16 protein-coding genes are annotated in these 26,307 nt (G+C 56.7%); 8 read left to right on the forward strand and 8 right to left on the reverse strand.

Annotated features, from left to right (window positions below; genetic code table 11):
* The first annotated feature begins 100 nt into the window (after positions 1 to 100).
* Entirely contained in the window at positions 101 to 2,314 is a 2,214-nt protein-coding gene (thrS, locus tag AC5DDB_RS19875) for a threonine--tRNA ligase (RefSeq protein ID WP_491741506.1), read from the forward strand.
* A 226-nt stretch (positions 2,315 to 2,540) separates the two neighbouring features.
* Here thrS and pelA read toward each other — a convergent pair whose 3' ends face one another.
* The 3 genes from pelA to AC5DDB_RS19890 form a co-directional block, all read right to left on the reverse strand.
* The gene (gene pelA / locus AC5DDB_RS19880) at positions 2,541 to 3,557 is read right to left on the reverse strand and encodes a pectate lyase (RefSeq protein ID WP_491741507.1); all 1,017 of its coding nucleotides are present in this window, start codon (positions 3,555 to 3,557) and stop codon (positions 2,541 to 2,543) included.
* A 77-nt stretch (positions 3,558 to 3,634) separates the two neighbouring features.
* Positions 3,635 to 5,977 (reverse strand): serine/threonine-protein kinase, encoded by a 2,343-nt coding sequence (locus AC5DDB_RS19885; RefSeq protein WP_491741508.1) that lies wholly within the window; start codon positions 5,975 to 5,977, stop codon positions 3,635 to 3,637.
* 98 nt (positions 5,978 to 6,075) lie between these two features.
* Positions 6,076 to 6,696, reverse strand: a complete 621-nt coding sequence (locus AC5DDB_RS19890; protein ID WP_491741509.1) for an RNA polymerase sigma factor — start codon at positions 6,694 to 6,696, stop codon at positions 6,076 to 6,078.
* A 348-nt stretch (positions 6,697 to 7,044) separates the two neighbouring features.
* Between AC5DDB_RS19890 and AC5DDB_RS19895 the strand changes: the two genes are divergently transcribed.
* Positions 7,045 to 11,925 carry a beta strand repeat-containing protein gene (locus tag AC5DDB_RS19895; RefSeq protein ID WP_491741510.1) on the forward strand — a complete coding sequence of 1,627 codons (4,881 nt, stop codon included), beginning with the start codon at positions 7,045 to 7,047 and terminating at the stop codon, positions 11,923 to 11,925.
* 196 nt (positions 11,926 to 12,121) lie between these two features.
* On the opposite strand, the gene AC5DDB_RS19900 is transcribed toward AC5DDB_RS19895, so the two are convergent.
* Positions 12,122 to 12,532: a rhodanese-like domain-containing protein gene (locus tag AC5DDB_RS19900; RefSeq protein WP_491741511.1), complete on the reverse strand. Its 411-nt coding sequence runs from the start codon at positions 12,530 to 12,532 to the stop codon at positions 12,122 to 12,124.
* 93 nt (positions 12,533 to 12,625) lie between these two features.
* Complete coding sequence (locus tag AC5DDB_RS19905; protein WP_491741512.1) at positions 12,626 to 12,817, reverse strand: hypothetical protein; 192 nt, start codon at positions 12,815 to 12,817, stop codon at positions 12,626 to 12,628.
* A 428-nt stretch (positions 12,818 to 13,245) separates the two neighbouring features.
* Between AC5DDB_RS19905 and AC5DDB_RS19910 the strand changes: the two genes are divergently transcribed.
* The 5 genes from AC5DDB_RS19910 (at position 13,246) to AC5DDB_RS19930 (ending at position 21,483) form a co-directional block, all read left to right on the forward strand.
* Positions 13,246 to 13,485, forward strand: coding sequence for a hypothetical protein (locus tag AC5DDB_RS19910; RefSeq protein ID WP_491741513.1), 240 nt, complete (start codon positions 13,246 to 13,248; stop codon positions 13,483 to 13,485).
* 367 nt (positions 13,486 to 13,852) lie between these two features.
* Entirely contained in the window at positions 13,853 to 14,014 is a 162-nt protein-coding gene (locus AC5DDB_RS19915; RefSeq protein WP_491741514.1) for a hypothetical protein, read from the forward strand.
* Between the two features lie 1,624 nt (positions 14,015 to 15,638).
* The gene (locus AC5DDB_RS19920) at positions 15,639 to 17,405 is read left to right on the forward strand and encodes an efflux RND transporter periplasmic adaptor subunit (RefSeq protein ID WP_491741515.1); all 1,767 of its coding nucleotides are present in this window, start codon (positions 15,639 to 15,641) and stop codon (positions 17,403 to 17,405) included.
* Positions 17,402 to 20,914: an efflux RND transporter permease subunit gene (locus AC5DDB_RS19925; RefSeq protein ID WP_491741516.1), complete on the forward strand. Its 3,513-nt coding sequence runs from the start codon at positions 17,402 to 17,404 to the stop codon at positions 20,912 to 20,914. The genes AC5DDB_RS19920 and AC5DDB_RS19925 overlap by 4 nt, the downstream gene beginning before the upstream one ends.
* Positions 20,915 to 21,012: 98 nt before the next feature.
* Entirely contained in the window at positions 21,013 to 21,483 is a 471-nt protein-coding gene (locus AC5DDB_RS19930) for a hypothetical protein (RefSeq protein WP_491741517.1), read from the forward strand.
* 41 nt (positions 21,484 to 21,524) lie between these two features.
* Here AC5DDB_RS19930 and AC5DDB_RS19935 read toward each other — a convergent pair whose 3' ends face one another.
* The 3 genes from AC5DDB_RS19935 to AC5DDB_RS19945 form a co-directional block, all read right to left on the reverse strand.
* Positions 21,525 to 24,062: a heavy metal translocating P-type ATPase gene (locus tag AC5DDB_RS19935; protein WP_491741518.1), complete on the reverse strand. Its 2,538-nt coding sequence runs from the start codon at positions 24,060 to 24,062 to the stop codon at positions 21,525 to 21,527.
* A 103-nt stretch (positions 24,063 to 24,165) separates the two neighbouring features.
* Positions 24,166 to 24,498, reverse strand: coding sequence for a four-helix bundle copper-binding protein (locus AC5DDB_RS19940; RefSeq protein WP_491741519.1), 333 nt, complete (start codon positions 24,496 to 24,498; stop codon positions 24,166 to 24,168).
* A gap of 65 nt (positions 24,499 to 24,563) precedes the next feature.
* Entirely contained in the window at positions 24,564 to 24,854 is a 291-nt protein-coding gene (locus AC5DDB_RS19945; RefSeq protein WP_491741520.1) for a metal-sensitive transcriptional regulator, read from the reverse strand.
* Between the two features lie 273 nt (positions 24,855 to 25,127).
* Between AC5DDB_RS19945 and AC5DDB_RS19950 the strand changes: the two genes are divergently transcribed.
* Entirely contained in the window at positions 25,128 to 26,258 is a 1,131-nt protein-coding gene (locus AC5DDB_RS19950) for a sialidase family protein (RefSeq protein WP_491741521.1), read from the forward strand.
* Positions 26,259 to 26,307 lie beyond the last annotated feature (49 nt).

Here is a 26,307-nt window from a genome sequence, read left to right on the forward strand (position 1 = left end):
CTGCACCGTTGGGGGATGGAGATTGCCTTTCGTATCGGCGACTCCCACGGTCATCTCACCAATGGCGGCCAACGAAAATGCCGCCGAAGGATGCATCGACATGGTCTCGGTTTTGCTTCCCGATGGAACTCAAAAAGATTACCCCGCCGGCAGTTCGGCGATTGATGTGGCCGCTTCGATCGGCTCCCGATTGGCGAACGACGTAGTCGCGGCAGAGGTGAATGGCACCGTGGTCGATGCCATGCGTCCGCTGGACGAAGTCGCCGGTGATGATTCGCCGATCAATCTGACCCTTCTCACCAAGAAGAATCGTGGCGACCGAGCCGCCGAACTCGACGAAGCCGCCTTGGCCGTCATGCGGCATTCGTGTGCCCATGTGATGGCCCGCGCGGTGATGCGGTTGTACGAAGGCGTCGGGCTCGCATTCGGGCCGACCGTGGGCAATCGGTTCTACTACGATTTCGACCTGAAACAACGCATCAGCGAAGACGACTTCCCCGCGATCGAAGCGGAGATGAAGAAGATCATCAACGAAGCCGAGGAGTTCTCGCGGTTTTCGCTCAGTCGGGATGAAGCGTTGAAACTGTGTCAGGATTTGAACCAAGAACTCAAGTGCGAGCACATCGAAACTGGTCTCGCGGACCACGGTGATTTGAGTTTCTATCGGCAGGGTGAGTTCGTCGATCTCTGTCGCGGACCGCACATCCCGGATGCCGGTCGCATCAAAGCGTTCAAGCTGCTCTCGGTGGCCGGTTCCTACTGGAAAGGCGATGCCGACAACAAGCAACTCCAGCGTCTCTACGGCACCGCGTATTTCGACAAGAAGGATTTGAAAGCGTATCTCGAAAAGTTCGAGGAAGCCAAGAAACGCGATCACCGTGTGCTCGGCAAACGGCTGAATCTTTTCACCATCAGTAACGATGTCGGCCAGGGTCTGTGTTTGTGGCAGCCCAAGGGTGCGACCATCCGGGCGATTCTGGAAGACTTCATCAAACGAGAATTGCTCGCACGGGGTTACGAGCCGGTCTATTCGCCGCACATCGGGCGAGTGGAACTTTACGAAATCAGCGGACACTTTCCGTACTACCGCGAATCGCAGTTTGCACCGATCTTCCAACACGATGCCGGTGCCCTCGTCGACGGTTGGATTCGGCGACTGAAAGACGGTTCCCTGAGTGAAGCCGACGAAAAGAAATTCGTCGATGCCGCGATCACGCTCGGTTGTGAGTTGGGCGGCTATAATCTCTCGGCTCCCGTTGAGGAGAAGGTCGAAAAGCTGCGGGCGTGGGAGAAACAGCAAGAGCGGTATTTGCTCAAGCCGATGAACTGCCCGCATCACGTGCAAATGTATAAAGCGCAACCGCGGTCCTACCGCGATCTGCCCGTGCGGCTCGCGGAGTTTGGTACCGTGTACCGTCACGAGCAATCCGGCGAACTCAACGGCATGCTCCGTGTGCGGGGACTCACTCAAGACGATGCCCACCTGTTCTGCACTCCCGATCAAGTCGAGGAGGAATTCCGCGAAACTCTCGGCTTGGTGAAGTTCGTGTTGAACAGTGTCGGTCTCGACGATTACCGCGTGCAGTTGTCGAAACGCGATCCGAACAGCGATAAGTACGTCGGTAGCGATGAACTGTGGGATCAAGCCGAAGCTGTGCTCAAGAAAGTGCTGAGCGAATCGGGCTTGGAGTTCTCTGAGTGTGAAGGCGAAGCCGCGTTCTACGGACCGAAAGCCGACTTCATGGTGCGGGATTGTCTCGGCCGCGAATGGCAGTTGGGCACCGTGCAACTCGACTACAATTTGCCAGAGCGGTTCGAACTCGAATACATCGGCACCGACAACCGACCACACCGCCCGGTGATGATTCACCGTGCTCCGTTCGGTTCGATGGAACGCTTCGTCGGCATGCTAATCGAACACTTCGCCGGCGCGTTTCCGTTGTGGCTCGCGCCGGAGCAAATCCGCGTGTTGCCGTTGAGTGACAAATCACTCGATTACGCCAAAGACGTGGAGAAACAAGTCCGTGCCGCCGGTTTCCGGGTGAGTGTCGACAGCAGCAGTTCGAAAGTCCAAGCGAAGATTCGCGAAGCTCAGCTCGATCTGATTCCTTACATGCTTGTCGTGGGACCGAAGGAAGCCGAGACCGGCCAAGTCGCCATCCGCGACCGCATCGACGGCGACCTCGGAGCCATGCCCCTTGCCGACGCCATCGCCAAACTCAAGAAGGAAGTCGACGACCGCGTCGTGCGACAAGTCGTCAAAAGCGACTTCGCCGGTCTAGAGTCCGACGGCGATGCTCAAAACGAGTATTGAGCAAGGACGACGGGCGCAGGGTGGCCCAGGTTGCTTGCAACCTGGGATCACGAAGTGATCAAGAAGCTGCAAGTCAGTCGCTCGGGTGGCACGCCAGACCAACGGGAAGGGCGTGGATTCCGGCCTCGCCACGCGTATTGCCACGCCCATCGCTTCGCTTTGGGACGTGCCACCCTGACTGCAGTTCAGAAAGTGTTCTTCCTGGGGCCACCCTGGGTTATCGATTTCATCGATGTGGCCATTTGGTGTAGGTCTTGAATACGTCTACGCCCCATGAACCGTACCAGGTGTAGCCGCCGCGACGTTCTTCGCCGATGTCTTCGATGTCGTATTTGATGACGCCGTCGCGGTCACTGAAGATGGGTCGGTTCGTTTCGATTTCGTAAAACCGAGCCCAGAGTGGCGGGGCTTGGGGGTCGGAAATCAACGCGGGTTCCGATCGACTCTTGCGATAGCGGATGCCTTCGATCTTGCTTGCTTCGTACCAATTCACGCCGGCTCGGACAGCCTGAATGACTTCAGGTGATGGGTCATCGAGACTCATCAGAAAAACGAGGATGCCGGCACTCTCACCGCCACTGAGCGAAGGATGTTCGTAACTGCGGGCCTGCACCGGGGCGAGTGTTTCCGCATGATGTTGAGCACACCACACCGTGCGTTTTCCATCGACAACAACCTGACAGTTCACAATACACTTAATGCCCCGCTCAAAGGCGTTTCGAGCAAGCAACCGGCGTTTGGTGTCGAGACAGTCGTCTTGACTTTCCAAAGCGACATCACGCAGAAACTGCAGCAGGCGGATCATCGAACCATCGTTGAATGTGATGTGACGATGATAGTTCTTGCTGAGCGGATAGAACTGTGGCCAACCGCCATTAGGATATTGAGCGGCAAGAATGTGATCGAATCCGCGTTGAAAGGCTTCCTTGTAACGCTCGTCACCGGTCACCCGATACGCCCGCGATAACACCCGCAGTTCGACAGTGGTGGCACCATTATCGAATGTGCCCGCCGGTTTCTTGTTCCCCTTGGGAAATGGTTGGCGGACGGTGTCGGTATTCTTCGGCCAATCGCCGTGCTGCGTCTGCCAAGACAAAATATGGCTCACAGCGATTCGGCCTTCTTCACTTTGGAACCAATCGTCGGATTGCTTCAGCAAGCGTTCGGCCGGCGAATCCGCATAGAGAGACGAAGCGAAAACCAGAATCGTTGCGACGCTGAACGAGAAACGCGGAACCCCCATTGTCATGTCTCCGAAATATCGCGGACCGGGCCGGAAGAAGTTGCACACATTTCTTGTACGTGGCCAACGACTGTTGTTCAATCGTCGGCATTCACCAGACGTTCGAGCACATGGATGGTGCCGGCGAAGAAGTCGCTGACGAGAATGTATTGGCCGTTGGGGGAGATATCTAAACCGTCGCTACGAGGATCGTCGAATCCTTTGGCGATCACGGTGGTTTCCTTCTCGGGGGAGTCCGAATTGAGATCGACATGCAACAACGCCGACTGATAACGCGTGGTAACGAGCAACCCTTTCGTGATCGGGTCGTAGACAAGTCCTTCGACGAGTCGCATGTGTCGGGTCGTGGTTATCGGAATCAAACGGTCGAGACGGACTTCGAAGATCCTTCGGTTTCGATGACTGTCATGACGCGGACCTTTCTCGTCCTCTAGTGCCCGTTGGCAAACATAGACGGCGTTCGGGCTGACGGTGATATCGGTCGGATTGAAGAACCGTTCGGGGTTTCCAATCTCGACGCACAATGCATTCTCGAGCGTGCACTTCCAAATGGTGCCAGGGGAACTCGGATAACCGTAGTCGAGCGTCAGTATATCCCCGACGGAACCAATTTCTCCTTTGTAGAACGTCGGCAAAAACGCGATTGCAAAGGGGTCGTTGTCGCCATCCAGATGGCATTGGTAACTCCCGACTTGCTCGCCGGTGGCGGTTTCCATCAGGACAACTAAACCGTCGCGTCCGTAGTGGAAGGCGAAATACCGTCCCTGTGGGGAGAACTCGACAAGGTGCGTCATCGAGGTCGCTTGGACAAGACGAGCGCGACCGGTGGACCGCCACAATTCGGGAGTCGGCGAGACGGGCTTCATTGGCAACTTGCGGTCGTACTCAATCGGCGGCCCCAGCGGACCAATCCGATAGATACCGGGCGGTGCGTCCAGACCCATGTAGCAAAACCAGATGCTCCCATCGAGCGGACAGAACTTCGCCGACCGCAACTTGCCATTCACGCGGAAAGTCTCGACGAGTCGCCAATCGGGATCGACAAATTCCAATTCGATCGACGGATCGGGATCGAGCAACTGCAAACTCGGCGAAGCGATTCCCTGATAATATGGTCGCGTTTCGGGAATGGGAATCGCCTCGATAAACTCCGTCGCCGACGATTGTGCCGAGCTGGAGACGGACGATTCTTGCGGAACTTCGTCGATTGCGGGGAGCTGTTGTTGAGTGTTTCGTCGACTGATCGTCAAGTAGATCGCTGCGATCAGCAACGACGTTCCAATGCTCATCACCAAAATCGATAACACCGATGGTCGCGCGGTTTGCCAGGCTGCGAACAGACGAAGAACTTCCGTCGCGGACTGGGGGCGGTCGTTGGGATCTTTCTCGATCAGTTGATGAACCAGACGGGCAAGCCGATTCGGAATCTCGCGGTTATAGGTGTGAATCGGAACCGGGGGCGAGTTTTGGATGTTGACTTTCAGGGCATCGGCGGTCCGTCCCAGGAAGGGAAACGTGCCCGTGAGCATGCGGTACATCAATACGCCGAGACTGAATAGATCGCTGCGGGCATCGACCTGCGAACCCCGGCATTGCTCGGGCGACATATACAATGGTGTGCCGAGATACTTTTCGGGATGGCCGGTTTCTTCCCGACTGGCGGCGTAAGAGATTCCGAAGTCCGTCAGCCGAGCGGTTCCCGCATTTCGATCCAGCAGGATGTTGGCGGGTTTGATGTCACAATGAATGACGTTCACGGCATGAGCGGCCTCGATCGCATGGAGAACCTGAGTCGCGATCGAAATCGCTTCCTGAGCCGGTAACTTCGGACGTTCCTGCAGAACCTCTTGGAGCGAAGAACCCGCCACATATTCCATCACGAAAAACGCGGGATCGTGGTCGTCATGAACCGAGTGAATCGAGACCACGCCGGGATGATTGATCGCTGCAGCAGCTTGGGCTTCGGAAAGAATTCGACGGCGGATTTCGCTGTTCCGCGCGAGAATCGGACGCAGTTGTTTCAAGGCCACATAACGATTGAGTCGCGTGTCTTTGGCTTTGAAAACCGTGCCCATTCCCCCTTGGCCGATCACTGCTTCGATCTCGAAATGCTCCAACCGCTCGGGTGGTGGCGTATCGGGGACGGTGTCGCCAAGGGATTCGGCCAGTGTTTCGCCACGCACGATCCGCACCAGTCGATTGACGACGGCATCGCATGCGGAAGACGTGGACTCCGCGATGTCGAGCGAATCCCACGAGACCCCTTCACCCGCTTCCCGCCCCAAACGCTCGATCAGTTGCTGACAGTCGTGGCAACGATCGATATGGTGAGCCAATTCCTCGAGTTCGACCTCGCCGGAGGTGTCTTGAAGGACTTTCCGGAGCGTGTCTTCGTCGGGGCACTCGTGGTCAATGGGCATCTGTCGTATCCGGCGATTAACGCGACGGAATCGGGAATGTCATACTTATTACTACGTTCGGCTTGGACATGCATGCCGGTTTTCGATCCGGTTTCGCATCATTGCGTGAGTAGACTGCGATTCCATTCGATCTCCAAGCCGGCGAGTTCGGTTTGAATGAGCTTCAAACATCGCGACTTCGCTTTGTAGACAGCCCACGTCGACATCTCGAGTTCCGCAGCGACATCGCTGGGCGGTTGACCGTCGATGACAACTCGCCAAAACGCTTGCCAAACGTTTTCTTGAAATCGCGATTTCATCGCTAGCACGGCCCGCATCAGCAAAACTCTCTGATCGGCACGTCCATCGGGAGAATGTTCGTTCGGCGGGGCATCGGCGAGATTAGGCACACTTTGAAAAAATTGTTGGCCGGTTGTGCCGCCTAGTGTGAGAGGTTGCTTTTGTTCTCGACGAAATCGATCGGTCAGTCGACTGCGAAACACTCGCCACAGCCAATTGCGGAAACGACCTTCGCGGTTGGCATCGAGACGACTGAAGACGGTCAGGAAGACGTCTTGCATGACGTCTTGAGCCACATCATCCGCAAGCCCTTCGCGTCTGGCCCACCGATAGACGACCGGACCATACACTCGAACGACCAACTCGCAAGCGTCGGAATCTCCGGCTTGTACGCGTTGAAATGCAGTCTGGCTGAGTGTGTTGCCCGGTTCTGGCGACATATTCCCTCCCGCCACCGTCGGAGAACAACCGACGGTCGGATGAGTGATGTCAAAACCCGGCCACGAACTCCCTGCGGCAAAGTCTCCCACCGTAGGTCCGACTGAGGAGTGGGCTTTGTGCTCCCACTACTCTACCGCGTGGTTTGTACCGCAATCAAGGTTTTCGTGCGGCTACGTACGATTGTTGGCAGAAAAATTGCTTTCGAAAAATTTTGCGATGGGAATGTCCAAGCCCCGCGTATTTATCAGCAGAGGCTCTTGCGACTTTCTCCAACACTCAAGTCCCTGAAATCACTCAGCCGATTCCAGCCCATTCCATCGCTTCGCCATTTCCGAAAGACTCCGCCGATGTTTTCACAATCGAAATTCTGGACCCGCATCCGCCAGACCCGCGAGCTGGTCGCCAACCGCATTCAAGAGCAACTCCGAAACGACCGCCGGAAAAACATTCGCCGAAGTCTCTCCATGCCCACCGCGACGGAAGTCCTCGAAGACCGCACGCTGCTGGCGTCATTCACGGTCGATACGTTGGTTGACGAAAACGACGGCATCGGCACCGGCGGTGTAAGTCTGCGGGACGCAATCGCCGCCGCCAGCGATGGTGACGATATCACGTTCTCAGTCCAAGGCACGATCAATCTAACCAACGGTGAGTTGACCATCGACAAAGGTCTCAGCATTGATGGTGAAACGAACCAGATCATCATCGATGCCGGCGGTAGCAATCGGGTGTTCAATGTCGATGATGGAAATACCAACAACCAGGCGGTTGTTTCTCTTGCCAATCTAACGATCGCGAACGGCGACGGGTCCGCAGGCTTCGGACGGGGTGGCGGTATTCAAAATCTCGAAACTCTCACGATTTCCAATGCGACTATCGCGAACAATTTGGCCTTCAATGGGGGCGGCATCGCGAACAATGGCACACTCACGATTTTCAACTCGACCATCACAGGAAATTCGGTCGGGAACAGTGGAGGTGGCATTGTGAACAGCGATGGTGCGATCTTGACAGTCATCAATACGACGATCTCCGGCAACTCAGCCAATCAAGGAGGAGGAGGAATTCTTAACATCTTCGCATCTTCTCCTAATGTCCCAGGTGTACTGACCGTCTCGAATTCTACGATTACGGGAAACACGGCTGATGCCGACGACAGCGGTTTCTCATTTGATGCTGGCGGTGGTATTGCCGGTGACGGTACGGATACACTCAACAATTCGATCGTCGCTGGAAACTTTCGCGGCACGGCTGCTCCGGTTCCCGATGACATTGACAACACCATCGAAACCGCTAATCACAATCTGATAGGCGATAGTGGTACGGCTGGCAATATCATAGATGGTCAGGACGGTAACATCGTCGGGAACAGCGGGACCGGGACTCTCGCCATCAGTACCGTCTTGAATACCACGCTGGCCGATAACGGCGGCGCCACCGAAACCCATGCGTTGGTCACCGGTTCCCCGGCGATCGACGCGGGAAGTGACCCGCTCGCTGTCGATGGCATGAACAACGCCTTGATGACCGACCAACGCGGCACGGGTTTCGCCCGGATTCAAGGTGCAATGGTCGACATCGGAGCGTTCGAGACGCTGGGTCCGCCCTCGACACTCATCGTCAATACGCTGGTCGATGAAAACGATGGCATCAACACGGGAGACGTCAGTCTGCGAGACGCCATCGCCGCCATTGCTGACGGTGGCACGATTACCTTCGGCGTGCAGGGCACGATTAACCTGACCAATGGCGAATTGCTCATCGACAAAGGTCTCAGCATCGATGGCGAAATGAACAATATTGTCATCGATGCGCAAAGTAATAGCCGAGTGTTACAGGTCAACGACGGAAACCCTTCAAACCAGGCAACGGTCAACCTGGCTAACCTGACGATTCAAAACGGGCTCGTTGCCCTTGTGAATGGGGCCGGGATCTGGAATTTCGAAGATCTGACCATTTCGGATTCGGCAATTACCGGCAACACCGGGGCGGACGACGGCGGAGGAATCAATAACCAACTAGGCACGCTGACGGTGATGCGATCAGTCATCACGGGTAATTCGGCAAATACAGGCGGGGGGATCGGCAACACCGGCGAGTTGAGCGTGATCGACTCCGCAATCTCCGGGAATATGGCCACATCGGTCGGGGGTGGCATCAGCACGAATGCATCGGCGTTCGTCCTCAATTCGACGATCGACAACAACACCTCGGGTGGTCGCGGCGGTGGGATTTCGAACCGGGGAATTTTCCAGGTGATCAACTCGACCGTTTCCGGAAATTCGGCCAACGGGAATGGCGGCGGGATCTTTACAAATTCCGACACGCTGACCGTGACCAACTCCACAGTTACCGGCAATATCGCTGACGCCGACAACAACGATCCGAACGAAGTCGGTGGCGGAATTTTTGCTGGGGATGACTTCGGAACCGTCGAAATACTCAACAATTCCATCATCGCTGGGAACTTCGTCGACGGCATGACCACTGCGAACGACATCGACGGCGACACCATCAACACCGCCAACAATAACCTGATCGGCGATGCCAATACCGCCGGCGGCATAATGAATGGTCAGGACGGTAACATCGTCGGCAACAACGGCAGTGGTACGATCGACATCACGACCGTGCTAGATACGAATCTCGCCAACAACGGCGGACCGACTCAAACCCATGCGTTGATTGCCGGTAGCCCAGCGATCAACGCGGGTGACAACGCTCTCACCGTCGATGCGATGAGCAACCCGCTCACCACCGACCAACGCGGCACCGGAAATCCGCGGATCTCGGGTTCTTCCGTCGATATGGGAGCCTTCGAGGCGGTGGCGAATGCGATGGCGGTCATCAACTCTCCGGTCGGGACGACCGAGACTGGGAACATCACCATCAACTTCGACGTCATCGACTCTTTGAACAGTCCGGTGGAATTGACGTTCGGTTGGTCAATCGACAACGGGGCCACCTACTTCGACGCCACGCCTGCCATGTCATCTCCGCTGCTGAACCCGGCTTCGAATCTCGCCACGCCAATCAGTGGCGGAACGTTTGTCTGGAACAGTTTCGCGGATATTGTCGGAACAGAGAACATTCTTTTCCGTGTCGACGTTAATAACGGGACGAATTTCTCTGAAGCGACTACGATGATCACCGTCGACAATCCGCCTGCTGAACTTTCTATCGACGACGTCACGATGGACGAAGGAAACAGTGGCGACACTGCGGTCACGTTTACAGTGTCACTGAACCAAACAACCAATCAGGATGTGCAATTCAATTTTGCAGCAGTTGACGGAACGGCACAACAAGATGCCAACGGTGGCGACGACTTCCTCAATGCGGCTAACACAGCGACGATTCCTCGAGGGCAAACGCAAACAACGATTACCATCTTTGTCAAAGGGGATACCAAAGTCGAAGCCGATGAGACGTTCACGGTGATGCTGTCAAACGCGATGGGAGCCATCATCGCCGACGACACCGGCGTGGGCACTATCTCGAATGACGATGTGGCGACGATCAGCATTGACGATGTGACCGCTGCTGAAGGTAATGCCGGCTCGACTGTGTTCACATTTACCGTCACGTTGGATGCGGAAGTCGACACCGGTGTGAGCTTCGATTTCGAAACCGGTAACAACACCGCCACGGCCAGCGACTTCACGGCTCTCACTACGACCACTCGCAACTTCGGCAGCGTGACTGCCGGTTCCACGGAAACCATCACCGTGCAAGTGAACGGCGATACGCAGATCGAACCGGATGAGACGTTCTTCCTCAACCTCAGCGGTATCAGTGCCGGTGGACGCCAAGTGACGTTTTCCGATAGCCAAGGACTTGGCACCATCACCAACGACGATGCCGCGACATTGTCGATCACTGACGTGAACGTCATCGAACGCAACAACGGCACGTCCCAGGCGATCTTCACCGTCACGCTCGACAATGCCGTCGATACACCATTCACCGTGGACTTTGCTACCAACGATGGCACCGCAACCGCCGGTTCCGACTACACCGCAGTCAACGGCACATTGAATTTCGTCGGCAGTGCTGGTGAGACGCAAACCGTCTCGGTCGACATCAATGGTGATCATGATTTCGAAGTCGACGAACAGTTCAGCGTCGATTTGTCCAATCTTCAAGCCAGTGGACGGAATGTGACGATCGCGGTCGGCACGGGTGACGGCCTGATTCAGAACGATGATCTGCATCCGAACCAAGCGACATTCGTCACGAATCCGGTTCCGTCCGTCGATATCAACGGCAACTTCACAACGCTAGTCAGCGGCAATTTCGACGACACGCCGACGGTGGCGATCGATGACATTTTCTTCTGGAATCCGAACACCGGAGCCAATCTCCTGCTGTTCGGCGATGGCACCCGGACGCAACAAGCGAATGCCATTGATCCGACTCTGATCAACGGTGGCGATTTTACCGAGGTGCTCGTCGGGGACTTCGACGGTGGCGGTAACACCGATCTGTTGTTCTGGAACCCCATCAGTGGACGCAATCGCTTGATCCACTGGAACGGCAGCACCGGTAGCGTGATGAACACGTTCCAAACCAATGTGATCGATCCCACCCAAATCAACGGCAACGACTTCACCACCGCCGTCGTGGGGAACTTCGATGGCATCGATCAAGCGGACGTCTTCTTCTGGAATCCCACCAGTGGACGCAACCGCATCGCCCATTTCGTGGCTGTCACCGCGGGGACGGACAGCGCGGTGAGTAACGTGGAAGACAACGTGATCGATCCCACTCAAATCAACGGCGACGATTTCGAATCCGTCCACGTCGGTGAATTCGAGTCCGGCGGCGTCGATGAGCTGTTGTTTACAAATCTTTCCAGCGGGAAAAATCGACGTGTTTCGTTGATGCCCTCGGGTGGCAGCACGGCGGTTGACATGATCCGCGATGGCAACGCTTCGCTACTCAACGGTTCGGTTTACAAGACGGTGGAAGTCGCCGACCTCAACGGTGACGGCCTCGATGACGTCTTCGCCTGGGATCCGACCACGGGCGAAAATCGCAGCGTGCTGTCCGATATCGACCCCACAGCCGATCCGGCATTCGTCGATAACGCTCTCGCAGCCGGCGGGGTCAACGGTGACTACGAACAAACCGTTCGCCTCATCGAAGATGTCTTCACCAATACGCCGCAAGACGATCTCTTCTTCTGGAACCCAACCACCGGAGCAAACCGCATCGGTTCCTTATAACAGACGATTCCGCCGAAACGCTTGGGCGAGAAACCTGCCACCCGCACATCGATCTGAGGTGGGCGGTGGCACTCGCCTTCAAGGACTGAGAAGACCACCAAGATGCCGCATCAAACTCAGCTTGCAGGATCGATTAATGAAGCATTAGAGAGGAAGTCGCCAATCGTGTGATCACGGGGAGCAAAAGTCAACGACTCTAGAAGCGGTCCTTGACGTCTTCGTAGCCACCGCCGTTCTCGACGTTCGTATAACCCAGTTTTTCCAAGAAGGACTTGGCCTTACCGGCACGACCGCCGACAGCACAGTACAAAACAATCTTGGCGTCTTTGTCGGTAGTCACTTCGGAGATTCGGTCGGCGATCTCGGTATGCGGAATATGAACCGCCTGCTCGACGTGCCCAGAGTCCCACTCCTCTTGGCTGCGAACATCGATCACAATGACTTCATCGGTGGCGGTGTTCTCAGACGCTGAGGGTTCAGAGCTCGGCTCTGCAATCGCCGGTGCGGACGGAGTTTTAGGGGCGGGTGTCGCGTTTGTTGGTTCCGTCTCAGACGCACAACCCGAAATCGCAACAACAACGGCAATCCAGGTGGCAAATCGCTTCATGGGGGCGTGTCCCTATTCCTCGAAGAAAGATAGCACTTCGATTTGAGAATAAGGAGTTCATCGGTAGCCGACAAGCGGACGACCCGCGTCTCACTAACCGGGCAATGCCCAACCGTAACGAGCCAGCGACAACACCAACAGGACAATCGCTCCCAACGTAGCGGCCACAGAGACCAATTGGAGCGAGGTCAGCACCGTTTCCGGTGCCTTGGGGCGTCGGTCCTTCTCTGGTTTCTCCCGACGACTGTTCTTTTTCGATTTTACGTCGTCGATTGCTTCCGACATCGCATTCAGCCCCACATTGTGGTGATAGATTGGGAAATCTTACCGCAATTATACTTGATGCTTGATGTCAAGCAAATTCTTTTTCGGCTTCCGAGTCTGCAGGGCTTGCGAACTTGATGCAAAGGTTTCAATACGACGGCCAACCCACCTTCGGAAGAAACGGAAGACGCGGATTGTGCGGGATTTGTCTTTGGTTCATCGGTCTTTTCGGGGAAAATTCGGGAACGTCGTTCGATGAGATCGCCAGCGAAAACAAGGTCGGAATTGACGGAAGAATTTTTGGTCCGCAGAATGCACTCACGAGCGGGCCTCTGTCCTTGCCCACCGCGAATCGCACCGATTGCCCAAGCCGATTGAGAGATTCCTTCATGATTTCTAACTTGCGTTCCGTTTTTGGGTGCCTCCGCCAGTCGCTTCGACATCGAAACGTGGCACCTCTGCTTCTGCTCTTGGCGACTGGGGTTTCGCAGTTGCTCGACACACCGCTGACGGCCGCCGAGCCATCCCAACGGCCCAATATCGTGCTCATCATGGCCGACGATCTTGATAACTACACTCCTTGCACCTGCATGGAATCTTGCCAAAACCCAACAAAAACCCTGTACTATATCCCGTTTCCTGCACTGCTCCAATGCCGCTCGTTTCAGTGGAATTACGGGCTGTTTTGAGTAATTAACTACAGTTTGCTACACGAATTGCTGATGGGGATGTCCGCATGACCTGAATCGTCCCGGGGGTGAGAATCACATTTTCGAGTCACAGGAAATCGTGTGGCCAATGACAGGGTTTGCATGCGTCTGTCGACAATGAAACGATGGCTTGCTTAACCATCTTCGACGCTAGAAATGGCCTGTGGGATGCTTTGTTGACGCCAAGGTTAAATCCGCCGACGTGCATTCATTCATGTCATCCGCGGTAAAGAGAAAAAAGTCCTGCCGCGAGCGTCAGTTCGATCAGCACGAAACAAGCGGACTTGCGAAGCTGGTCCACGAGGCGTTTTCCCCATAGAAGCTCCGACGAACGATCGGAGATCGTGTGAGTGGACTCGACTGCGACGCGGATGACTACGTGATCAAGCCGTTTGCCTTCGAAGAACTCTTGGTCCGCAGCCGGGTATTGTTGCGACGGGCAGACTCGAACGAATCCACGGTACTGCGAACCGGCGATTTGGAATGGAACCCGTCGCGCGGCGGGTGAGCCGAGCCGGCGCGAATTGGATTTCAGTGACCGCGAGTGTGAACTATTGGAATACTTCCTGGGGCATCTCGACGAGATTATCTCCCGGGACGCAATCGCCCGCTCTGCTCTTATGCGGATTGGGAAAGCTTGGTTATTGGTCGATGAGAGACCACATCGTCGAGCAGTTGAATGCGGAGGTGACCGAAGACCTCGCCGAGTTCGGGCGAACAGTCGGCTACGCGGAAAGTCTTGAAGTACTTCGCACGAAATTGGCTTCCTACTTTGCAGTTCACCTGAACGACCACGTCGAAATCACGACATCGCCGCGAGAACGTTTTTTTTGCGAATTTGGCATTTTGTGGTCTACGATCCATTTCGCCCATGGGGCAATGGTGTGGCATTTCGTTTCTTGCGCTGCCAGCAAGCAGGCGAAATGCTGGACAACTCAGAAAAATTTCGAATTGGTTTGTTCATCATCGCGTCCAAAGAAAAATGAGATTTCACGATCGGTTCGGAAATTGGGGCCTTGATTCATGAGGGCGACTATGAATCAATGGTATTTCTGAAGAACATTTCAAACTTGCCTCTGGCGATCTCGCCAGTCATTGGGTCATTGCCTGGTCAAGTGATTGGTGTTGACGGCTGAAAACATTCCTGAGAAAGTTCGCACCAAAACAGTGCCAATATCGTCTGAGCGAATTTCCGCTGGAACTCAGCCTTGCTCGCAGTCGATACAAACACTGGCCCTCCTTCCGAGGGATGCCATTTTTTAAAATCGTGACCAACCGAGTTGGATCGTCTTCGCATGACATCGTTTTGCAGCCTCGCCATCCGCAATCTGATTTGGCTGGCCGCCTTGGCCATGCCGCTTCAGCAATTGCCGGCGGCGGCGTGCGGATGCGGTGGTGCGAGTGGCGTTCCAATGGTTTCGGGATGCGACTGCTCACAAGTGCAAGTGGAACAGGGAACCTGTTGTTGTGCCCGTTCGCGGAGCAAAACGCCCCACGCATGCTGTTCGGCTTCCCCTGCGGATATCCAGACTGATTCGTCCTGCTGTCAGCCGAATCATCACCTCCATACCGGTGACTCCTGCGGAGCTCAGTGCCGCTGTGGTGACGCAACCTCTTCTCCGCCGTTTCCGCCGATCACGGAAAATGAAACCGTCCAGCGGCTGCTTGAAGGATTATTCGCTGGCATTTCCGACGCACTCGTCGAACCGGTGAGCATACCCGGTCGATTCGATACTGCTCGACTGTCCTCGCCTCACGCAACCGGGGCGTGCTGCGTCTCTCTCTGCCGGCTGCTGCTATAGGCCGGCCCCACTCCTTCTCATCAGCCGTTCCAAGACCTGCGACGCGGCGTGGTTCAGGTCGTCTGTGCCGCTGACGGTGCGTCACGGATGATCTCAGTTGAAGAGCATGTTTGGCTTCTTCTCACGACGTATCATCTTGGCGATTGGATCTCTGTTGCTGCTGAGCTGAGCCTGCGGGAAATCGCTGGGACGGGATCGAAAACGCATCCGAGTTCCCCTGCGTCTTCGCACAAGTCTCCGTCTGGATGGCGAGTTCGCGCGCTGACCTTGATCGGTCTGTGCTCAAGACTTCTGCATTCGTTTCCATTCCTCCGATTTGGTGAGGTTGTCATGACTCCTGTTGAAAAGTCTGCTACGCCGCACAGCGAGACAAGAACGCCCCATACTGCCGCTGATCGGCGATCCCGTGACAGCCGGCGATGGTGGGTTCAATTGTTCGTGCAGCCGCTGTTGATGCTTGTTGTCGGAGGGCTCCTGTTCGCCGGGTTGGGCGTTGCCCAGCGGATGGGCTGGATCTCTGGCGGTGGCGGCCACGATCACCAGCACGTCGCGAACACGAATCAGGCCGTCAGTTACATCTGTCCGATGATGTGTACGCCGCCTCAATCGGAACCGGGACGCTGCCCCGTGTGTGCCATGGAGCTTGTTCCGGCGGCAGCCGGCAGCGGGTCCGGCGGTTCCACGTCCATCGAGATCGATCCGGTGGCTCGCCGGATTGCCAACATTCAAACGGTCGCAGTCAAGTCGGCTCCACTGACGCGAACCATTCGGGCGGTCGGCGAACTGACCTACAACGAAGGCTCGCTCAAAACGATCTCGGCCTATGTCGATGGACGCCTCGACAAACTGTATGCCGACTACACGGGCGTTGTAGTCAACAAGGATGATCAACTGGCGTTGGTCTATTCGCCCAAGTTGTACTCTGGGCAAATCGAGTTACTGCTAGCCAAGAAAGCCACGCAGGAGAACCGGGCGATTTCCTCGTCTCGTTTTCAGTTGTCCGACGACAGTCTCTACGACACCGCTCGAGAACGGCTGATCGAACTCGGGATGACGAAGAACCAGATCGAGCAGCTCGAACGAAGCGGTGAAGCCAATAGCCGAATGCGCCTGCTGGCTTCAATCAGTGGCACGGTGATCGAGAAATTGGCGGTGGAGGGGCAATATGTCAAAGAAGGCCAAGCGATTTATCAATTGGCCGATTTGTCGACGGTCTGGCTGATGCTCGAACTGTTCCCCGAGGATGCGGCGGTTGTTCGCCATGGTCAGTTGGTGCAGACCGTCGTGCAATCGCTGCCGAACCGTACATTCACCGGCGAAGTGGCATTTATCGATCCGCAAGTCGATCCCAAAACTCGTACCGTCAGCGTTCGAGTCGTGATCGAGAACGACAAAGGGCTGCTTCGCGTGGGTGATTTTGCGAAGGCCACGATCAACGTGCCGATGGGGAGTGGGACAGGCGAACGGATCGCTTCCGACGATGCCTTGGTCGTCCCTCGCAGTGCGGTGCTGATGGCCGGGGCGAACAGTGTCGTCTATGTGGAAACCGAAGCCGGCCGATTCGAGATTCGCCGCGTCACGCTCGGTCCGCAAAGTGAGGATCAAATTGTGATTCTTCAGGGCGTAAGCGCGGGCGAGAAAATCGCCACTCGGGGCAATTTTCTGATCGACTCACAAATGCAACTCGCTGGCAATCCGTCACTGATCGATCCCACCAAAGCGGTGCCGAGCGTGATTCCTTCAGCCGTAGATTCTGAGACAGTCATCGCCGCTTTGAAGAAGCTCTCGGCGGATGATCGGCGGTTGGCCGAAGACCAGCGAATCTGCCCGGTCACCAAGCAACGTCTGGGTGCAATGGGCACTCCTCAGAAGGTGAATGTTGCTGGCCAGCCGGTGTGGATTTGCTGTGAAGGGTGTCGTCAGCCGTTGCTTGATGAACCGGAAGAACACCTGCAAAAACTGAATGAACCCTCTCCGCTCGACGAGGAACAAGACCTCGATTTCCCTGCGGTCCCACCCATTGAAGCCATTCAACTGATCGAACCCGTTCTGGTCGAACCCCGCGTGGCGAACGGTCGGAAGGAGTCAGCAAAATGATCCATAAGTTTCTCGAATTCTGCATTCGTGAACGGCTGCTGGTGCTGTTGGCATCGGTCGGCTTGATCGGCTACGGCTGGTACTCGACCCAAGAAGTGCCGCTGGATGCCATTCCCAATGTCGGCGAGAACCAAGTCATCGTGCTCACCGAATGGATGGGCCGTTCGCCGAAGGACATGGAAGACCAAGTGACCTATCCGCTCTCGATCGCGTTGCAAGCGGTGCCGGGGTCGAAGAACGTGCGTGGCAAAAGCATGTTCGGTTTTAGTTTTGTGCAGGTGACTTTCGACGACGATGTGGATTTCTACTGGGCGCGGTCGCGGGTGGCCGAACAACTCACGACTGTGGCGGGTTCGCTGCCTGAAGGGGTCACGCCGACGCTCGCTCCCGATGCCACCGCACTGGGGCAGATTTACTATTACGTGCTGAAACCGCCGGACGGCATGGACCTTGCCGAGTTGCGGTCGAAGCAGGACTTTTTCATCAAGTACGCCCTGCAATCCGTCGACGGCGTGGCGGAAGTGGCCTCGATCGGCGGTTATATTCGGCAATATCAGATCGAGATCGATCCCGACAAACTCCGCTACCACAACATTCCGCTCAATACCGTGGTCGCCGCGGTGAAGGCTTCGAATATCGACGTGGGTGCCAAGACCGTCGAGAGCGGTGGGATGGAATACATCGTCCGTGGCAAAGGTTTCATCGGGGCCGGTCAAACCGAAGCGGAAACGATCGATCAAATCCGCGAGACCGTCGTACTCACACGGGACGGCGTGCCGATTCGCATTCGGGATCTCGCCCAGGTGCAGACCGGCCCGGCCTTCCGGCGTGGAGCACTCGACCACAACGGTTCCGAAGCGGTGGGCGGCGTGGTCGTAATGCGCTACGGCGAAAACCCGCGTGATGTGATCGAACGTGTCAAAGCCAAGATCGCGGCCCTTGAATCGGAACTGGGCGGCATCGAGATCCACGGCGTCTACGACCGCACGATTCTCATTGATGAAACCGTGGCCACACTGACCGATGCGTTATTTCACGAAACGCTGATCACGATTGCCGTGATGGTGCTGTTTTTGCTGCACGTCCGCGCCAGCTTGGTGATTGCGATCACGCTGCCGATGGCCGTGTTGATGTCGTTCATTGCCATGAACGTCTTCGGGGTGGATGCGAACATTATGTCGCTGGCGGGGATTGCGATTGCGATTGGCACAATGGTCGATATGGGCATCATCGTGCTAGAAAACGTCTACGGCAGCCTCGCCGAATGGGAAGCAGCCGGTGCTCCCAGAGGAGCGGAGCGGCGGTTACAAGTCATTCGGAATTCGGCGGCGGAGGTGGTGCCGGCGGTGATGACAGCCGTGACGACCACGATCGTCAGCTTTCTCCCCGTGTTCTTTCTGACCGGTCGCGATCACCGATTGTTCGCACCGCTGGCGTGGACCAAGACATTCGCGTTGGCCTCGAGTTTGATCGTTGCCGTAGTCGTGGTGCCGATGCTTTGCCGGGTGTTCTTGAAGACGTCGACACGGCGGTGGTGGACGAGTCTCACAGCGGGATTCGGGTTCGCCACCCTCAGTGGCTGCCTGTGTTATTTTGTGTGGGGTTCGCACCTCGAACATTGGCTGCCGCTGAGTTTGCCGCTCACGACGGCCATTGCGGGGCTGATCGGTTTCGCGGTCGGTTGGTGGATGAGTCGCGAACGCATTCTGCCGATGGAGAACAACCCCGTCAGCCGCTTTGTCCTTTGGCTGTACGCCGGACGGTTGCGATTGGCTCTGCGGCGGAAGGTGCTAATGCTTTCGTTTCCAGCGATGATTTTGGTGATCGGACTCGGGGCGTGGATCGGTCTGCCGACGGTCCTGAAGCCTGTGGAAAAAGTCGCCAGCATTTTCGGAGCCGATCTGAACGAAGTCCCCGGCTACGTCGATCTCAAGCACACCTTCACCGGACTGAAAACGGATGACTGGATCGCCCTCGATGAAGGCAGTTGGTTCTATATGCCGAGCTTATACCCGGCGGCGAGTTTCTCGCAGGCGATGCAGGTCCTGCAAACACAAGACGCGATGATCAAGGAGATTCCCGAAGTTCAAGACGTGCTCGGCAAAATCGGCCGCGTGGAATCGGCTCTCGATCCGGCACCGGCAGCGATGATTGAAACGTACGTGATGCTCAAACCTCGCGACCAATGGCGAGACGGTATAACCGAACGCAAAATCTGGGACGAAATCAATGCCGTCGCCACCCTGCCCGGCGTCACGCCAGCTTCGCCACTGCAACCGATTGAAGGCCGCGTGGTCATGCTGCAAGCGGGCATCAAAGCTTCGATGGCGGTTCGAATTTATGGCGATGACTTGGCCGGGCTGGCCAAAGCCTCGCTCGCGGTCGCCGAGCACCTCAAAGGCTTGCATCACGTCAACGCCGGGACCGTCAATCCCGATATCGTGATGGGCAAGCCGTATTACGAATTCGAAGTCGATCGCCAGGAAGCCGCCCGCTACGGAATGACGACGATGATGGTCAACGAGATCGTCTCGGCAGGTCTCGGGGGCGTGGATGTCACAACGACCGTGGAAGGTCGAGAGCGGTATCCCATCCAGATTCGCTACGAACGTAGCGTCCGCGAGAAAGTCGACGAACTCGGCCAGGTGTCCGTGGTCACTCACTCCGGGGACGTGGTGCCGTTGGAGCGACTGGCGAAAGTCACCACCACCTGGGGACCGGGAGCCATCAACAGTGAAGACGCCCGGCTGGTGGCCCATGTCGCGTTCTCACCATCCGGGGCGGCGGGCGACTTGGAAACCGTCGAGGCGGTGATGGCTTCGCTGCGGTCGGCTCGCGAAACCGGTTCCCTGCAATTTCCCGAAGGCAATTTCGAACTCCAGCCGGTCGGATCGTTTCAGAATCAGATCGAAGCCAATCAGCGGCTGATGTGGATCGTACCGATGGTGATCCTGATCAACCTCCTGTTGCACTATTTGCACTTCCGCAACCTGCCGATTTCCCTAGTCGTGTTTTCGGGCATTCCTGTTGCGGCTGCGGGGGGGATGATCGCGGTTGCGGTCATGGGCGTGGAGATGAATACCGCGATGTGGGTTGGCTTCATTGCGTTGTTCGGGTTGGCTGCCGACGACGGTATCGTCATGGCGACGTACATGCGGGAAACGCTTAGTCGGCACACGATTCGCAGTGTCGAAGACATCCGCCAAGCCATTTACGAAGCCGGATTGAAACGCATCCGTCCCTGCACCATGACGACCATCACCACACTCGTAGCGTTGTTGCCCGTGTTGACTTCAGTCGGTCGCGGTTCGGATGTCGCGCGGGCGATGGCGTTGCCGGTCTTCGGCGGAATGCTGATCGAGCCCTTCACCACGTTCATCGTGCCGACCCTCTACTGCGCTTACGTCGAATTCAAAATGCGAGCCGGCTTGCAGGATGACTATTGGAATGAAACGGATGAAGCCGAACCAGTTCAGCCAGAGAGACCGCTGGCGGTTTCGCCGAGTTGATCGAGATTCCTACGAAATACAATTCGACCACACACGGCGGGCATCGCGGAGTGCGATGTCCTATTTTGAAGCTGTCCAAAAACCAAAGGAGTTGGACAATGAAGAACGCATGGATGACAGGACTGATTGTTTTAGTGGCCGCCACCGGTTCCTTCGCCCACGCGGAAGATGCCACCGAACGGGAACAAGTCCGCCGTGATCGGCTACATGCCGCCGTGCAAGACATTTGCCCGGTCACCGGTCAGAAGTTAGGGACGCATGGCGAGCCGATCAAAGTCAAAATCGGCAAGGAAGAGATCTTTTTGTGCTGCCGGGGCTGCCTCAAGAAGCAGGTTGACCGCAAGCATTGGGCCACAATCCACGCCAACTTCGCCAAAGCTCAAGGCATTTGCCCGATCATGAAGAAGGAACTGCCCAAGCAGCCGAAGTGGACCGTTGTGGACGGACAAATCGTCTACGTCTGCTGCCCACCGTGCACCCAGAAAATCGAAGCCGATTCGGAAACCTATCTGAAAAAAATCGACGAACTCTATACGGCTTCACTGCGAGCGAAATCGAACCGCCGTTAGTTTCCCTTTACACCAGCATGGTTCTCATGGCCCGGTCTCTTTTAGAGAGGCTGGGCTTTCGTATGGTGAGACTGCGTTCTCGCCGTTTCGACGCTGCGAAGCCGGAGGGCGTTGGTGATCACCGAGACGGAACTCAGGCTCATGGCGGCGGCGGCGAGCATCGGGCTGAGCAACCAACCGCCCAGCGGGTACAACACGCCGGCGGCAATCGGGACGCCGAGGGCGTTGTAGACGAAGGCGAAAAACAGATTCTGTTTGATGTTCCGCATCACGGCTTGGCTGAGGTGAATCGACCGGACAATGCCACCTAGATCCCCTTTGACCAATGTGACCCCCGCACTCTCCATCGCCACATCCGTCCCGGTGCCCATCGCGATGCCGATATCCACGGCGGCGAGAGCGGGAGCATCGTTGATGCCGTCGCCAGCCATCGCCACGATCCGGCCCTGTTGTTTTAATTGTTCGACGCGGGCATGTTTGTCCTCGGGACTGACTCCAGCTTCGAATTCGTCGATGCCCAATTCCTGGGCGACGGTGCGAGCGGTCGCTTCGTGATCGCCGGTGAGCATCAGGATCTTGAGGCCCAGGGCATGCAGGTCGCGAACGGCAGCGGGCGTGCTCTCTTTGATCGGATCGGCCACAGCCAGCAGCCCCAAGACCTTCCCATCGGCGGCAGCGAACAGAACCGTCTTCCCGGCCGTTCGCCAATGGTTTGCTTGCTCGGTGAGTTCATCGATTCCCGAAATCTTGTGCTCACGGAGCAAGTCGGATTTGCCGATCAGGATTTTTCGGCCATCCACCACGCCTTGAACTCCGCCGCCGGTGATCGACTGAAATTCCTGGACCTCGCTCCCGGTGAGGTCCCGACTTTTTGCCGCTTCGACCACAGCACGGGCGAGCGGATGTTCGCTTTGACTTTCCACGGCGGCGGTGAGTCGCAGGAGATCGTCTTCAGAAACTCCGCCAGCCGGTTGGAGATCGGTCAGTTTCGGACGGCCTTCGGTGAGGGTGCCGGTTTTGTCGACGATCAGCGTATCGGCTTTCCGCAGTGTCTCCAAAGCGGCGGCGTCCTTGAAGAGCACTCCTTCCCGAGCGGCTCGCCCGACGCCGACCATAATCGACATCGGCGTGGCGAGTCCCAACGCACACGGACAGGCCACAATCAGCACCGCCACGGAATTGACCAAGGCGAAGGTGAACGCCGGAGCGGGACCGACAGCCCACCAGACAATGAACGTCACGATCGCCACGCCAACGACGAACGGCACGAAGTACGCCGCCGCCGTGTCGGCTACGCGTTGGATCGGGGCCCGGCTGCGTTGAGCGTCGGCCACCATTTGAATGATCCGCGAGAGCACCGTTTCGCCGCCGACTTGTTCGGCTCGCATGAGGAAAGAACCAGTCTGATTCACCGTTCCCCCGATCACCCGCTCGCCGCTGGATTTTTCAACCGGCATCGGTTCGCCGGTGATCATCGATTCGTCGACACAGCTGTTGCCGTCCGTAATCACGCCGTCTACCGGGACTTTTTCACCCGGACGAACCCGCAGCAGGGCACCAGACGGCACATCGTCAAGCGGCACTTCCTTTTCCTCGCCGTCAGTGACAACGCGTGCGACCGGGGGAGCGAGATTCATCAATTCCCGCAGCGCTCCGCCGGTGCGTTGGCGGGCACGCAGTTCCATCACTTGTCCCAACAGGACGAGCACGACGATCATCGCCGCCGCTTCGAAATAAATGCCGATGAGGCCGGTGTGCTCTTCCTGAAACGACGCGGGAAACAAGTGCGGAAAAACAACCGCTACCACGCTGTAGACATACGCCGCCGCCACACCGAGCGCGATCAGCGTAAACATATTCAGATGCCGATTGAGAATGGATTTCCAACCGCGTACAAAAAACGGCCAACCGCACCACCAAACGACTGGCGTCGCCAAGCCGAGTTGCAGCCATTGCGAGAGCCGCGGAGAAATCACGTCATCCAACGGCACGTCGAGCATCGGCAGCATCGCCAATAAGACGATTGGCACCCCCAACACCAAACCGATCCAGAACCGCCGCGTCATGCTGCGTAGTTCGGGATCGTCTTCATCTTCCGCCCCTCGCACGGATACCGTTTTCGGTTCCAAAGCCATCCCGCAGATTGGGCAGTCGCCTGGTTTGTCACGTTCGATTTCCGGGTGCATCGGACATGTGAAAATCGTTTGCGATGACGCCGCCGGTGGGCCACTCCGCTCCAAAGCCATACCGCACTTCGGACAATCACCGGGGTGATTCTGCTCGACATCGGGATGCATCGGGCAGGTGTATTGACCGGACGCAGAGGGTTTCCGAGGCTGATCTAGTTGGACAATGGGTTCCGTCGGATGGTGGCAGCAAGCGTGAGTCTCTTGCGGACGATTCGCTGCCGAAAAAGCTTCGGGATCTTGCGAGAATTTCGTCCGACAGTGTTCCGAACAGAAATAAACGGGATGCCCATCGTGCCTCGTCGACAGCGCCGTTCGCGGGTCCACGGTCATGCTGCAGACCGGATCGATCGCGGTGGCCGCCTCGGTGGGAAGATTGGTGTTCGTCATCATGCACCGCCGTTTTCTGAAAGTCATTCAAACAACCGAGCCGAACTGTCAGAGCCCAGTCCGACTCGGTTTCATTCTCAACAGTTCCTTGGAACGCACTGAGTTCTCAAGCGGCCATTTGGCCACACGATTCACTGCATTTCCGGCAAATCGAAACGCATTCGTCCATGCCGCCGACCTTTTCGCAACTCTCGGCACACGCCCGACAGATTTCGGAGCAGGCACGGCAGACGGATTGATGCAATTGTGAGCCACGAGTCATGAAGTCGGCACTGGCCTGGCAGATTTGCACGCAATCGAGCATCCGTCGGACATGCTCGGCCGCCACATGCTCGCCGCCTTGCTCCAAACAGTGCCGGGAGAGCATTTCTAGGCAAACCCCGTGACACTCCCGGCAGGTGTCCACGCACTGTTTCATTTCGGTTGTCATCATCGCCATCAGTCGTCCTCCATCAGTTCCTGTGGTTGTGGAAAGTCCGGGGGATCCAGCAAGAGGCTTCGGATTCAGCGGCCGCGAATGCCCGCGTATTTCGAGAAGACTTTCATGATCTCCGCAATCTTCTCTCGGCGAACCGAATCGTCTTCCGCGCGAAAAGCGTCGGTGACGCAGGTGTCGATGTGGCTTTCCAGCACGATATGCCCCACTTTGCCGAGGGCAGCCATCACGGCGGAAATCTGCATCAACACATCGACGCAGTAGGCATCGTTTTCGATCATGCGGCCGACCCCGGCCACCTGACCTTCCGCCCGCCGCAATCGCTTGGCCAAGTCATCTTTGGCAGCTTCACTGAGCATCTTACACCCCTCTCATGATACCCAACACGGGGTATCGTATACAACTCACCGAACTCATTTTATGGGAAGATTCCGGAAGACGCTTTCCGGGTTATTCGGTTTTATCCATGGGGAAAAACATTGGCAAGCGTGTGCGGTTATGACACACCCTGAGACATCGAGCCAGAAGATGAACTAAGACGAGAAAATTGAGTTGCCATACCAGGTAGGGGTCTCTAGGCTATACCGCAGTCGCCACACGTCTCACGCAATGGAAAACGGGGAGCGAAGCCTATGTTGACTGCCCAGGATTGGAAAACTCTGCCGATTCGTTGTTGCGGCCTGATGTCTGTGTTCATATTCGCGATGATGGCCACCGCGGGCGAGCCGGTCACATTACCCCAGCCGGAGCCTGGGGAGGCACCGCAGCAACCGCAAGTGGCGGTGGCCGGACCGCAGGACATTTACATCGCTTTTGGAGCGGGAAAGTGCGTGTACTGCGTCGCTTCGCAAGACGGCGGGAAACGGTTTGGCAAGCCGGTGCGGGTCGCCACGTTATCTTCATTGATGCTCGGCAGCCGACGAGGCCCGCGGGTTGCCGTCGCTGGAGAATCTGTCGCGATCACGGCCATCGGAGAGCGTGGGGAACTGTTGGCATGGCGATCGAATGATCACGGCCAGACATGGCACGGACCGGTGACGATCAATGATGTCCCGAAGGCGGCGCGGGAAGGTCTGCATGCTTTGGCCGCCGGTCCCAATGGCGAACTGTATTGCGTGTGGTTGGATCTGCGAAACGACTCGTCCGAGGTGTTCGGATCCCGCTCTGACGATGGCGGTCGGACCTGGAGCAAAAACCAATTGATTTACCGTTCTCCGGACGGCAACGTCTGCGAATGCTGCCATCCCAGCGTGACCTTCGATGCCCAGGGGAATCTCTATGTGATGTGGCGGAACTGGCTCGACGGCAATCGCGATCTGTTCCTGAGCACCTCGAAAGATGACGGCCGCACCTTCTCCGAACCGCGGCGATTGGGGCAAGGACATTGGAAGATCGATCATTGCCCGATGGACGGCGGCGCGGTGGCCGTCGGGAAGCGGGGAGAGGTGGCCACCGTTTGCCGACGAGAGAAAGACATCGTCGCCACGTTACCCGACCAAAAAAAGGAAGTCCGATTAGGCCGCGGCGAACAACCTTGGATTGCTGCCAACGCACAAGGAGCCTGGATCACTTGGATTTCCCGCGACGGCGGTGACTTGTCTCTCCAACGACCGAATCAAAAGCGGCCTGAAATCATCGCTCGACATGCCAACGATCCTGTGGTGAGCGCTCCACTCAAGGGGCATGGCCCCGTCGTGCTGGTGTGGGAAGAAGGCCAACGACAGCAGAAACGGATTCGGGTTCAGGTCGTTTCCGCGAAATGAATTTTAGAGGTTTCTGTTTGCTCAAACCCCGGCCGTGCTAACCGAAAAT

The organism is Thalassoroseus sp. (genome assembly GCF_984380535.1).

Coding starts and splice junctions, on each gene's coding strand:
- thrS (WP_491741506.1), top strand. CDS start 101: ATGGTCTCGGTTTTGCTTCCCGATGGAACTCAAAAAGATTACCCCGCC.
- AC5DDB_RS19935 (WP_491741518.1), bottom strand. CDS start 24,062: ATGATGACGAACACCAATCTTCCCACCGAGGCGGCCACCGCGATCGAT.
- AC5DDB_RS19950 (WP_491741521.1), top strand. CDS start 25,128: ATGTTGACTGCCCAGGATTGGAAAACTCTGCCGATTCGTTGTTGCGGC.
- AC5DDB_RS19920 (WP_491741515.1), top strand. CDS start 15,639: ATGACTCCTGTTGAAAAGTCTGCTACGCCGCACAGCGAGACAAGAACG.
- AC5DDB_RS19940 (WP_491741519.1), bottom strand. CDS start 24,498: ATGGCGATGATGACAACCGAAATGAAACAGTGCGTGGACACCTGCCGG.
- AC5DDB_RS19890 (WP_491741509.1), bottom strand. CDS start 6,696: ATGTCGCCAGAACCGGGCAACACACTCAGCCAGACTGCATTTCAACGC.
- AC5DDB_RS19905 (WP_491741512.1), bottom strand. CDS start 12,817: ATGTCGGAAGCAATCGACGACGTAAAATCGAAAAAGAACAGTCGTCGG.
- pelA (WP_491741507.1), bottom strand. CDS start 3,557: ATGGGGGTTCCGCGTTTCTCGTTCAGCGTCGCAACGATTCTGGTTTTC.
- AC5DDB_RS19930 (WP_491741517.1), top strand. CDS start 21,013: ATGAAGAACGCATGGATGACAGGACTGATTGTTTTAGTGGCCGCCACC.
- AC5DDB_RS19945 (WP_491741520.1), bottom strand. CDS start 24,854: ATGCTCAGTGAAGCTGCCAAAGATGACTTGGCCAAGCGATTGCGGCGG.
- AC5DDB_RS19900 (WP_491741511.1), bottom strand. CDS start 12,532: ATGAAGCGATTTGCCACCTGGATTGCCGTTGTTGTTGCGATTTCGGGT.
- AC5DDB_RS19885 (WP_491741508.1), bottom strand. CDS start 5,977: ATGCCCATTGACCACGAGTGCCCCGACGAAGACACGCTCCGGAAAGTC.
- AC5DDB_RS19925 (WP_491741516.1), top strand. CDS start 17,402: ATGATCCATAAGTTTCTCGAATTCTGCATTCGTGAACGGCTGCTGGTG.
- AC5DDB_RS19895 (WP_491741510.1), top strand. CDS start 7,045: ATGTTTTCACAATCGAAATTCTGGACCCGCATCCGCCAGACCCGCGAG.